Here is a 9877-nt window from a genome sequence, read left to right as displayed (position 1 = left end):
AAGGTTTTTAGCAAGAGTAATAATATTGCCCGCCAATTTCACCCTCACCCTATCCCTCTCCCATCAAGGGAGAGGGAATTTTGCTTTGTCTCCCAACTAACTGCTTAACTTAGTTTTGAGTAGTTACGAAATTATAAACAATGGGTTGAAATCTTTCCTACGCCCTGTCAGGGCTTGACCTTATGGGATACCATTATTCTGTAGATTGAAATCTACGGCTAAATTCCTTTACGCCTTCGGCGTATAAATAGGATATATTAATAAAACCTGTCCCCTGATTTTCATCAGGGCAAGTTCTGACAGAACCTGCTCCTGACAGGCTCTGGAGTTCAGGAATCATTATTAAAGCCCGAAGGGCTGTAGTATGTTAGCCGTAGGTTTGAACCTACGGAACATTAGATTGAAAATTAATTAAGCCCCGCAGGGTCGAAGGAGAAAATACAGTAGTATAGACCTAACCATACAGGTCGAAAAATTTCGCCCCTACTACTTTTAAAAATAGGGTAATCGTTCACCACAGAGACACAGCAAGGTCTAACCAACCACCCCTACCGAGTGTTGCAGCGTTGAAGGAGGAGGCTAAGTCCGGTTACAGGAGTTACCCTCAGAAAAATCTGGGCATCGGGGAGCGGGGGGCGTCAGGCAACTGACGGCTCTACCGCGATGGCTCTTAAATGAAACACACAGCCAATATTGCAAAACGGAGGTGAGCAATGGGTGATTCGACAAATGATAAACGTGGAGGGACGGAATGTATGGACGCTTTTTGATTCAGGAGCCCGAAATACCTACATTACTTCTGAGGTTGCAGCACAACTTACTACGACAAGCCTTCCTCGTCCAACATATACCAAATTGGGAGGCGAGACAAAGGTATCTTCGCAGGTCGCTGTATTAGTCGGCGAGATCGAAGGGAAGCCTTTTCATACGGAAGCCATGGTTATTGATCACATTGGGGATGATGAAGAAGAGAGAATTATCGAAGTCCTCTTTGGATCCCTGGCAATGCAACAATGGGGAATACGATTGATACCAGAGCAGGAAAAACTGGACCTCTCTCATTATCCCACCGGGTTTACTGAGTTTTAGATAAGCCGTGTTATCGGGTCATTCCACCAGGGCTGTGGACGTAAAAGATAGTAGAAGACGGTTTACGTAGATGCTGATGTAAGCAGTTATCTGCGATCTATGTGAAATCGGGGAAAAACCTAACAAAATGTCCAAAAAATAGCCCACTTTTATTGGCTATTTGGAGAAGTCTGGCATTTAGAATAAAATCACGCTAACCATTGCCTGCACCGAATGGCCGCCGGCCTGCGGCCGTCGTCCACCGGTGAGGCATACGTTCGGCAAGCAAAACAGATAACATGGGAGTGATTGTGGCATGCGCATATACTTGGATCTCTGTTCTTTCAATCGACCGTTCGATGATCAATCACAAATCAGAATCAGACTTGAAGCAGAGGCAAAGCTCAAGCTACAAGAGGAGATCCGGTCTCATAAATTTCAATTGGTCTGGTCTTACATCCTGGATTATTTGAGAATGCCAAGAACCCATATCAAGAGCGCAAGATTCGCATTAGCGGCTGGAAGGACCATGCTATACTGGATATTCAGGAGAGCGCGCAGCTGCTCGAAACAGCGAACACCTTGCACAAGGAAGGAATTCCCAAAATCGATTGTCTGCATATTGCCTGTGCCATTGCCGCCGGATGCGAGTACTTCCTCACAACCGACGATAGAATCCTGAGATGTAGTGACCGAGTGACTGCCGTCAAGATCGTAGATCCGATACTCTTTCTCAAGGAGTGTGACTTATGATTACCGATACCGAAATACGTCTGAAAGGGCTCCAGGTGCTGACTAAGTACCTTGGCGACATTGAAGCCGAACGTTTCATAGCGTTGATTCAGCGAGAACCTTTCGACTACACCAAATGGCGCCAAGGACTGGACGAGGACTTGCCAATCGGCGAAATAAGCCGAAGAGCCATGGCCCTTAGAGTAAGGCATGCCGAACATGAGCATCCAGCAGACACGGATAAGACCCTGTGCCGCTGATGCCCCGCGTAACTACTCAAAACTAAGTTGAGTAGTTACCCTTGAAGAGGCGGTGTCGTAATGCGAGGACTGCGAGCCGAAGGCGAAACAGGACGGATTGCTCCCTCACTCACTCCGTTCGGGCTCGCAATTGACAAGTTCTCAACTTGATTTTGAGTAAATACGTCGGAACTGGCCGTTTTTGGAAGATCGGCCTATTTATGAGGCTTGTTGTGAAATAACAACAGTGGTAGGGACGAAATTTTTCGACCTGTATGGTTAGAGATTATAAACAATGGGTTGAAATCTTTCCTGCGCCCTGTCAGGGCTTGACCTTAGGGGATACCATTATTCCGTAGATTGAAATCTGTGGCTAAATTCCTTTACGCCTTCGGCGTATAATAGGATATATTAATAAAACCTGTTCCCTGATTTTCATCAGGGCAAGTTCTGACAGAACCTGCTCCTGACAGGCTCTGGAGTTCAGGAATCATTATTAAAGCCCGAAGGGCTGTAGTATGTTAGCCGTAGGTTTGAACCTACGGAACATTAGATTGAAAATTAATTAAGCCCCGCAGGGGCGAAGGAGAAAATACAGTAGTATAGACCTAACCATACAGGTCGAAATTTTTTCGCCCCTACTACTTTTAAAAATAGGTAACCGTTCAGCCACCAAGGCACGAAGACACGAAGGGAAAAAAAGTATGTATCTTAGAGAGCAGTAGAGCCATAGAGTAGCCGTTCTGGAACTTTCAGAAAAGTCTTTAACTACTGCTCTGCTGCTCTACTGCTCTATTTTTGTGTCTTAGTGTCTTTGTGGCTGAACACTTACAAAAATAGGAAAGATTGGGGTGATAAGATAGTGGAAAAAAGGGAGATTGAGGCAGCTAGATGGTTTAGCCAGGCAGAGGAGGATTTGAAGGCAGCCTCTTCCTTTTTGGAAAAAGAAGGGTATAACTGGGTTTGTTTCATTGCTCAACAGGCAGCAGAAAAGGCCCTAAAGGCTGTCTACTACTTTCGTGATGAAGGGGTAGAGTGGGTTCATAGCCTATATATTCTCATAGAAGGCGACATCAATAGGGGCATTAAGGGCATTCCAGAGCTAAAAAACTTACTTGATGAGGCAAGGGAGCTTGACAAGGTCTATGTGCCTACGAGGTATCCAAATGGGCTGCCCTATGGCATCCCCTCCCAATTTTATACAAAAAAGGATGGACAAAGATGTCTTGTAATAGCCTCTCAGATAATAGGAGAGACAAAGAAGCTTTTGCCAATTACATAGATAGGCTTAAGGAGAAAATAAGGCTTAAATCGATAATTCTCTTTGGTTCAAGGGCAAGGGGAAAAGGGGGAAGAAGGAGTGACTATGATATCCTTGTTATTTCAGATGAGCTTCCTTCTGACCTGCACAAGAGGCTATCCCTTCTATTTGAGGAGAAGCCTGGTTTTATAGATGCCCTAGGATTTAAGGAGGATGAGATTATAGATATAATCCACAGGCACTTTATTCTTAAGGCTATTATGGAAGGAAAGGCAATATACGGGGATTGCTCTTTGTTAAAGAAAATGGCAGAGGATTATATAAAAGAAAGGAATCTTGTTCCAACACCATTTGGATATACACACTTAACATATATAGCGAAATAAAATAGGAGATAAAAAAAGACATAGTCTCCCTCTATTATTGTACCAAACTTTTGCAGGAAATTCAGGATATAAAGCCACAGATTAACACAGATTGAACACGGATAAATATAAAATATATTTTATTTTTTTGAAATTAAAGAAGTTATGTTAAAGAAGAATGTTCATTGATCCTCACAAAAATCACAAGAACAAATTTTTGTAGGGAGTTAGTTCTTATCTGTGTCCATCCGTGTAAATCTGTGGCTTATAAAAAAAGAAAGACGATAGATTCGATTTCATGCAAAACTTAGGTTAAAAAATCGTAGATAGTTGGCCATCTGAGGTATTTTTTTCTTTAACATATGTGTCTTCGTGCCTTGGTGGCTGAACGGTTATAAATTTTGGAGGATAAAAAGAGGGGAATTGGGAGATAGGTAAAAGAAGGAAGTAAGAATTTCTTGCAAAAAATAGTGGGGGGAATGAAGAAAAATAGTTAGCTGGAATGGCTAATAAAATCAACGCTCAATTTTTTATCCGAGAGCGTTCCCCTACAAAGAGGAGGAACCAATGGGGTATATCCATGCAAAGATAACACTATCGAACCCTCGGAATTCTGAGTTGAGACCTATCGAGGTTGATGCGTTGGTAGATACGGGAGCAATAACTTTGTGCATCCCAGAACACATCGCATTTCAACTCAAACTCATGGAGATCGAGAAACGGGAAGTTACAACTGCTGATGGGAAAAACATAATTGTGTCGTACGTTGGTCCGGTCCAAATTAATTTCGAGAAGCGGACATGTTTTACGGGTGCTCTTGTCCTTGGTGATTCAGTACTGATGGGAGCTGTGCCTATGGAGGATATGGATCTTGTATTGAATCCCGCAAGACAGACCATAACTCCAAATCCTGAGAGTCCGAATATTCCACACGCTCTGGTCAAGTGATGACAGGTTTCAATAACCAGAATAAAACACCTAACAAAACACTCCACCTGACCGCTATTTCGCTAGACTCAATAGCCGCAGGTGAGCTTGGGTGTTAGGTTGCGACACGATGTCGCAAAGTTGGGTGTGTTCAAGTACTTAGATTTTAGGTACCAGGAATAGCCGGTATGTTCCTGCCGGTCCCTACACAGGCGTGCTACCGTTGCGCTGATGATGGGGTGCGAAGCCCTGTGAACAATCTACCGAATTGGGTTCAAATGGCAACAAGAGAACTCCTCGGAGAATCCTCCTCCGTTAAGGGCTAGGGACGGATGATATGGTGAAATTAATTGAATGTCTGTAAGCGTCGTTAACGAGTGACGTACCTACAAGGATTAATAGGTATAAGGCCACTGCCCAGAGTCAGTGGTTATGGTCAAGATATTGCGAGAGAATTTGGAGAACCTTTGAAGAAGAGGAAGCAAATGACGGCTCAAAAGGCTGGTGCACTCATAGATGACTCTGAGAAGTGGAATTCCATTAAGTGGAAGGAAGCTCAACATCATTGAACTCCTCCTTCTTAGTCCCGTGAGTGGCCGAAACGATGATCATCGCCGAGAAGATACCGGGGTATAGAGGGTAGTGCGTTGAACAGGCGTAAAACCTGATTGGCGGATAAGCTCTTCCACCTCGGCCTGATGAGAGATATTAACGAACCCCGCTGACTTGTGAACGTTCTCCTCTAACAAGGTCCCCCCGAAATCGTCGGCTCCAAAGTGAAGGGCCACCTGGCCGGTAGGCTTCCCTTCCGAAAACCACGAGGCTTGAAGGTGGGGGAAATTGTCCAGAAAAATGCGGGAAAAGGCAATAAGGCGCAGGTAACGCACGGGCCCATTGTGAGGATGGAATCCTTCCCTGGCCAAAGCGGTATTGGCCGGTTTAAAACTCCAGGGGATAAAAGCGGTAAAGCCACCGGTTTCGTCCTGTAGAGAGCGGATTTGTTCCAGATGCTCGATAATATCCCTGTCTTTCTCCAGGTGTCCGTACATCATGGTAGCGGTGGTCTTCAGCCCCAGATGGTGAGCCTCTCGCATTACCTCCAGCCACTTGGAGGATGGTCCTTTGGCCGGGCTTAGCTGGGTCCGAACGCTGTCTGAGAGAATTTCAGCCCCACCACCCGGCAAAGTGACCTGACCGGCTTCTTTTAATCTTTGAAGCACTTCACGGATGGAAAGTCCTGATCTCTCGGCGATGCCCAAAATCTCAGGCGGTGAAAAAAAATGAGGCAGGACTTCCGGGACAGCCTTTCGAAGGCGGCGGACTAATTCTACGTAATACTCCAACGGTAAATCCGGATTTACCCCACCCTGAAGCAGCATGGTAGTTGCTCCGGCTTCAGCCGCCTGTCTGGCCTTTTTCACCACTTCTTCTACGGTCAGGGTGTAGGCATCAGGGGCCTCCGGAAGGCGGTAAAAGGCACAGAAAGAGCAGCGAATCTGACAGATATTGGTGTAGTTGGGATTAGTGTCCATCACGTAAGTGACCTCTGGCCGGGGATTAAATCGAAAGCGAACCTGGTTGGCCAGAAAGCCGAGAACCGTAAGTTCAGTTTTGCTTAGTAAATGGAGACCCTCTTCCGGGGTCAGACGTTTCCCTGACAGGACTTTTTCTTCCAGACTCCCTGTAGTTATCATGATAGCTCCTACTGCTCGGCAGAAATTCCTTTAACCCTTGAACCCTCGAACCCTGTGGAAACCAGGAAGAAACTTACGCCGAGCTGTACTCCTGGTATAAAGAGCGAAAGGTCCTTATGGCCTCTCTTTCTTTATCGCCTAACCGGTAAGAAAACCCCTTCAGGTATTCTACCACCTCATTTTCTTCCAGACCAAGACGGTGCCTGTAACCTAAAATAGCCTGTCCTAAATGGCCTTCTACCACCTTCAGGGACTGCTCTAACCGGAACTGAAGCTCTGACCTGATAGTTTCAGGCAAAGATTCTCTGGCCGCCCATATCGCAAAAACAAAGGGAAGCCCTGTCCATTCACGCCATAACCTTCCCAGGTCATAATGGTAAATAAATCCGCCTTTCGTCTTCCGCCTTCCGTATTTCGCCTTCCGTAGCGCCTTATCTCCAATGAGAAGCACGGCCTCATAATAAGTCTCGAGTTCGGGGCAGCCGCTGGCGGGTTGTCGAGTTTCGGGTTTCGACTTGGGGGCACCCGCTGGCCGGTCGTCAAGTTTCAATGGTTGCCCCTTTTGATGTGGCCAATCATTAATTCCGCCTTCCGAGAGACGTTCCCATTGAAATTGAAGGCCGTAGCGTTTTTTCAACAAAAGTTCCAGAAGCTGCACGGAAGTGGTTGTCTCGGTAGTAATTCCGATCTTGGCTCCCTCCAGTTCCTTTATGGGTCTTTCAGAGAAAAGGATAACACTGCGGGCCTGGTCTTTCGCCCCAATGCAAAAATCCATCAACTGAAATTCACTTTCCAGGGAAAAATAATCCACCAACGAGAACGGTCCTGCCTCCACTATTCCTTCTCTGGCCAACTCACCCATTTGACGGGGTGAGAGGGGAAGGGAATAAAAGCCAGGGTCGGCCAAATAAAGATAGAACGGTACCGCATTGAGGTAATTGATCTTACCTACTATTACGGAAGGCGGATGGCAAGTTTCTGAGACTCTGAAGGTTCTCTGAGGGGATGAGATGTTCAGAATGTTATAGAGACCGTCACGTTCCACAGGAAGCATTTCAGCGGCTAAAATAGTATTCACCAATTCTTCCCTTGAATGTCCAGAAGGGCCTGGAGCTAAGGCCGCATGGGCGATCTTCTCTTCCCCAACGGTCCCATCCAGATCATCTGCCCCAAAATGCAAGGCCATAGCCGCCGTCTCTTCTCCCAGCATAACCCAATAGGCCTTTATGTGGGGCACATTATCCAGGAGAAGCCGGGAAACAGCGATGGTCTTCAGGTCCTCAATAGGCGAGACCCGACGGGAGATAATCCCTAAATCAGCGGGTTGGAAAGCCAGGGGGATGAAAGCCGTAAATCCACCTGTTTCGTCCTGAAGGGCCCTTAACCGAAGCAGGTGTTCCACCCGTTCTTCCAGCGTCTCCACATGACCATAGAGGAGGGTGGCGTTGGATCTAATTCCCATTCGGTGGGCAATTCGGTGAATTTCCAGCCACCGGTCGGCCTCGATCTTTTGAGGACAGAGGATATTTCTGACCCTTTTGGCGAAAACTTCGGCCCCGCCTCCGGCCAGCATAGTCAAACCCGCTTCTTGAAACTGTTTCAAGAGCTCTTCCACCGATATCCCAAATTTACGGGAGAAGTAGTCGATCTCCACGGCGGTCCAGGCCTTGATCCCCGCTTTGGGAAGCCGTTGATGGATGGAGCCGATTAATTTCAGGTAGTATTCCCAGCCTCGATTTGGATTGAGGCTGCCCACCACATGAACTTCAGTCAAATCGGGGGATAGTTGCTGAAGGATTTCCTCAATCTCAAGGTCATAGGCCCCAGGGTCACCGGCATCCTTTGAAAACCGGCAAAACCGGCATCTCAAGGTGCATATATTGGAGGGATTGATTTGGCGGTTTTGGACAAAATAAGCCGTATTCCCATGAAAGGAGGATCTAATCCGGCCGGCCATCCAACCCAGGCCAGAAATATCCCGGGTCTGAAAAAGAATTAAGCCGTCTTTCTCTTGCAGGCGCTGCCCGGCTTCCACCCTGAGCCAAATATCTAACAGGGCCGGATCTTCAATGGGATAGAGAGAATTATGGGCGAGGTTCATCGTTTCGGTCATTTTAGGCTGAAGGCTGAAGACTGAAGGTAAAGGCTTTTAGGGACAAATGCGGTGAGTAGATGATTGAACTTCAGCCTTCAGTCTTTAGCCTTTAGCCTTCAGCCTTCAGTCTTCAGCCTATCTGCCCGAGTAGTTACGTTTGGCGTAATCCACCTTAGCAGGTTGTTCCTCTATCTGAGTATAATATCTTATGATAGGATATGTCAAGAGGAAAATGGGGAATAAATCCCTTGACATAAGCAGATGAATACGATAAAATTAGGGAAATCACAGCGCCGTAAGGCCGTAACCCCAAAAAACACTTAGCCCCTAAGATCCGAAGACACCAAGATTAGAGGCTAAGTAGCTGCCAGGAACAGATGGAAGACCGAATTATCACGCCTACACCCACCCCGGAGGATAAAAGTATTGAACCCAGGCTCAGGCCCCATCGGTTGGCTGAGTTTATTGGCCAGGAGAGCCTGAAGGAAAACCTGTCTATCTTTATTAAGGCGGCCAAAGGAAGGGGAGAGGGGTTAGATCATACCCTCTTTTATGGTCCACCCGGCCTCGGAAAGACCAGTCTGGCTTATATAATAGGGAGAGAGATGGGGGTGGGGATCAAGGCTATATCTGCGCCTATTCTGGAGCGGGCCGGTGATCTGGCGGCTATATTGACTAATCTGGGCAAGGGAGATGTCCTCTTTCTTGACGAAATACATCGTCTGAATCGGACGGTAGAAGAGGTCCTCTATCAGGCGATGGAAGACTTTCGGTTGGACATTATTATTGGCAAAGGTCCCACGGCCAGAACCATCAAGATAGAGCTGCCTCCTTTTACCCTGGTGGGAGCTACCACCAGAGCCGGCATGCTTACTTCACCCCTCCGGGATCGCTTTGGAATCGTGGATCGGCTGGGATTTTATAATCAAGAAGAGATGAAACAAATCGTCAAAAGATCGGCCGGAATTCTTGATTGTCCTCTGGAAGAAGGCGGGGCGGATGAAATCGCTTCTCGTTCCCGGGGCACCCCTCGTATTGCCAACCGTCTTCTAAGAAGGATCCGGGATTATGCCCAGGTAATGGGAAAGGGAGTAATCACGGCTTCAATAGCAGATAATTCCTTACAAAAAATGGGGATAGATAGACTGGGACTCGATGGTATGGACCGGCGGCTTCTGGAGGTAATTATTGATAAATTCAACGGCGGGCCGGTAGGGATAAAGACCCTGGAAGTAGCCCTGAGTGAAAGCGACGAAACCATCGAGGATGTCTATGAACCATATCTGGTTCAGATTGGATTTCTAAACCGCACCTCCCGGGGACGATGTGTCACCCCCTTAGCCTATAAACATCTTCAAAAGTCAGAGTAGATATAGGGTAGAGTAGAGAACTGGCGAGTTACCCTCTCCAATAGCCTTAGGTGTCCTGCAATCTGTTTGCTCCCCGTTTCCAGGGAGTGCCTTAGGTACAGGCCGCCATCCACCGTAGTACTGGGT

The 9877-nt window shown here is 47.0% G+C and carries 9 protein-coding genes; 7 read left to right on the top strand and 2 right to left on the bottom strand.

Translation table 11 applies throughout. From position 1 onward, the window contains the following. Positions 1-717 precede the first annotated feature (717 nt). The 6 genes from AB1797_10200 (at position 718) to AB1797_10175 (ending at position 4613) form a co-directional block, all read left to right on the top strand. Positions 718-1089 carry an aspartyl protease family protein gene (locus tag AB1797_10200; GenBank protein MEW5767976.1) on the top strand — a complete coding sequence of 124 codons (372 nt, stop codon included), beginning with the start codon at positions 718-720 and terminating at the stop codon, positions 1087-1089. A gap of 414 nt (positions 1090-1503) precedes the next feature. Beyond that, positions 1504-1821, top strand: coding sequence for a PIN domain-containing protein (locus tag AB1797_10195; protein ID MEW5767975.1), 318 nt, complete (start codon positions 1504-1506; stop codon positions 1819-1821). Beyond that, the gene (locus tag AB1797_10190) at positions 1818-2060 is read left to right on the top strand and encodes a hypothetical protein (protein MEW5767974.1); all 243 of its coding nucleotides are present in this window, start codon (positions 1818-1820) and stop codon (positions 2058-2060) included. Before AB1797_10195 ends, AB1797_10190 begins: the two co-directional genes overlap by 4 nt. Positions 2061-2901: 841 nt before the next feature. Beyond that, on the top strand, positions 2902-3321 hold the full coding sequence (locus AB1797_10185; GenBank protein MEW5767973.1) for a HEPN domain-containing protein: 420 nt from the start codon (positions 2902-2904) through the stop codon (positions 3319-3321). Beyond that, positions 3261-3686 (top strand): nucleotidyltransferase domain-containing protein, encoded by a 426-nt coding sequence (locus tag AB1797_10180; GenBank protein ID MEW5767972.1) that lies wholly within the window; start codon positions 3261-3263, stop codon positions 3684-3686. The genes AB1797_10185 and AB1797_10180 overlap by 61 nt, the downstream gene beginning before the upstream one ends. 546 nt (positions 3687-4232) lie before the next feature. After that, entirely contained in the window at positions 4233-4613 is a 381-nt protein-coding gene (locus tag AB1797_10175) for a clan AA aspartic protease (GenBank protein ID MEW5767971.1), read from the top strand. A 587-nt stretch (positions 4614-5200) separates the two neighbouring features. On the opposite strand, the gene mqnC is transcribed toward AB1797_10175, so the two are convergent. Together mqnC and mqnE are read right to left on the bottom strand one after the other, a co-directional pair. Beyond that, complete coding sequence (gene mqnC, locus AB1797_10170; protein MEW5767970.1) at positions 5201-6286, bottom strand: cyclic dehypoxanthinyl futalosine synthase; 1086 nt, start codon at positions 6284-6286, stop codon at positions 5201-5203. Positions 6287-6359: 73 nt separating this feature from the next. Next, on the bottom strand, positions 6360-8399 hold the full coding sequence (mqnE, locus tag AB1797_10165) for an aminofutalosine synthase MqnE (protein ID MEW5767969.1): 2040 nt from the start codon (positions 8397-8399) through the stop codon (positions 6360-6362). Between the two features lie 359 nt (positions 8400-8758). Here mqnE and ruvB point away from each other — a divergent pair, with 359 nt between their 5' ends. Further along, the gene (gene ruvB / locus AB1797_10160) at positions 8759-9751 is read left to right on the top strand and encodes a Holliday junction branch migration DNA helicase RuvB (protein MEW5767968.1); all 993 of its coding nucleotides are present in this window, start codon (positions 8759-8761) and stop codon (positions 9749-9751) included. Positions 9752-9877 lie beyond the last annotated feature (126 nt).

The organism is bacterium, from assembly GCA_040753085.1.
Lineage (GTDB): Bacteria > UBA9089 > JASEGY01 > JASEGY01 > JASEGY01 > JASEGY01.
Note: the sequence above shows the minus strand (reverse complement) of the source record. Positions and strands in the feature narration are given on the sequence as shown.

Coding starts and splice junctions, on each gene's coding strand:
- AB1797_10190 (MEW5767974.1), top strand. CDS start 1,818: ATGATTACCGATACCGAAATACGTCTGAAAGGGCTCCAGGTGCTGACT.
- AB1797_10180 (MEW5767972.1), top strand. CDS start 3,261: ATGTCTTGTAATAGCCTCTCAGATAATAGGAGAGACAAAGAAGCTTTT.
- AB1797_10175 (MEW5767971.1), top strand. CDS start 4,233: ATGGGGTATATCCATGCAAAGATAACACTATCGAACCCTCGGAATTCT.
- mqnC (MEW5767970.1), bottom strand. CDS start 6,286: ATGATAACTACAGGGAGTCTGGAAGAAAAAGTCCTGTCAGGGAAACGT.
- mqnE (MEW5767969.1), bottom strand. CDS start 8,399: ATGACCGAAACGATGAACCTCGCCCATAATTCTCTCTATCCCATTGAA.
- ruvB (MEW5767968.1), top strand. CDS start 8,759: ATGGAAGACCGAATTATCACGCCTACACCCACCCCGGAGGATAAAAGT.